The organism is Christensenella intestinihominis (assembly GCF_001678845.1).
In the GTDB taxonomy this organism is placed as follows: Bacteria; Bacillota; Clostridia; order Christensenellales; family Christensenellaceae; genus Christensenella; species Christensenella intestinihominis.
In genome coordinates this window covers 1-1,663 of sequence record NZ_MAIQ01000024.1, presented here as the reverse complement: position 1 = coordinate 1,663, position 1,663 = coordinate 1, and the positions used below count along the sequence as shown (strand labels likewise).

Here is a 1,663-nt window from a genome sequence, read left to right as displayed (position 1 = left end):
GGCTCAGCTTGCCGCTTGCGTCCGTCTTGAACGGCCCGCCCGCCGTGATCTCGATCCCGTCCGAACCATAGAGCCTGTATTCCTTGCCTGCATACGCGCTGCCGCCTACGCTGACCGTGAATTCAAACGCCGCGCCTGCCGGGGCGTCGCCCGTCACCTGCTTTTCAACCGCGAGGGTCCGCAGCGGCGTGTAGGCGTTCTCAAAGCTTGCCGTCGAGCCCGCTTCGGATACCGTTCCGGTATCGCCCGTCGCCGTCTGTACATAGTCCGTCTTCGGCGTTTCCACAACCTCGTACGCCGTGCCCTGCAGGATGCCGCCGAATACCGCTTCCTGGTTATCCTTCAGCGTCAGCTTCCCGTCCGCGTCCGTCTTGTACACGCCGATCTGCTGCACGCCGCCTTCGTACAGGTCGTATTCCTTGTCCGCATACGGTGCGCCCGCCACGTTCACCGTGAATTCGAACGTGTCGCCCGCTGGGGCGTTTGCCCCCGTTACCGTCTTTTTGACCGTCAGGCCCTGCTTCGGCTCGTAGTTGTTCGTGAACACTACGCTGTTTTCGCCGTCCGCAATGCTGCCGTCCTGCGACGTATGGTCTGCCGCATAGCCGTCCTTCGCGCTTTCCGTCACTTCATAGGTCGTGCCGACTGCGATGCCTTCAAACACTGCCTTCTGGTTCGCCGTAAGCGTCAGCCTGCCGTTTCCGTCCGTCATATAGTTGTCGCCCGGAATTACAACCGGCGCCGCCGGGTCGCTTACGTCGTACAGCGTATACTTCGCGTAGCGGTATACCGTGCCGCCCACCTTCACCGTGAAGGTGAACGTGTCGCCGTCCGGGGCTGTGAAGCCCGGGGATGCCGTTACCGTTTTGCTCACTTCCAGGTTGCGCTTCGGCGCATAGTTGTTCGTGAACACCGCCGTGCTGCTGTTGTCTTCCGCAATGCTGCCCGTATCGCCTGTGCTCGTCGTTTCGTAGTCCGCGTTCGCGGTCTCCTTCACTTCGTACGCCGTGCCCGCCGTGATGCCTTCAAACACTGCCTTCTGGCCTGCCGTAAGGCTCAGCTTGCCGCTTGCGTCCGTCTTGAACGGCCCGCCTGTCGTGATCTCGTTTCCGTCCGAACCGTAGAGCCTGTATTCCTGGCCTGCATACGCGCTGCCGCCTACGCTGACCGTGAACTCGAACGCCGCGTCCGCCGGGGCCCCGCCCGTCACCTGTTTTTCAACCGTGAGGGTCCGCTGCGGCTCATAGCTGTTTGTAAAGCTTGCCGTCGAGCCTACGTCGGATACCGTTCCGGTAGCGCCCGTCGCCTCCTGTACATAGTCCGTCTTCGGCGTTTCCACAACCTCGTATGCCGTTCCCTGCAGGATTCCGCCGAATACCGCGTACTGGCCTGCCGTAAGCGTCAGCTTGCCGCTTGCGTCCGTATAGAACGGTCCGCCCGCCGTGATCTCAATCCCGTCCGCGCCATAGAGCTTGTATTCCTGGCCTGCGTACGGTGCGCCCGCCACGTTCACCGTGAACTCGAACGTATCGCCCGCCGGGGCGTTTGCCCCCGTTACCGTCTTTTTAACCGTCAGTCCCTGCTTCGGCTCGTAGTTGTTCGTGAACGCCACAACGTTTTCGCCGTCCGCGATGCTGCCCGTGGCCGCGCCGGAAGGCGAGGT

At 62.2% G+C, this 1,663-nt stretch carries 1 protein-coding gene; it reads right to left on the bottom strand.

Translation table 11 applies throughout. From position 1 onward, the window contains the following. The coding region (locus tag BBD38_RS14775; protein ID WP_066689367.1) for a DUF7601 domain-containing protein at positions 1-1,663 on the bottom strand (1,663 nt) is incomplete at both ends.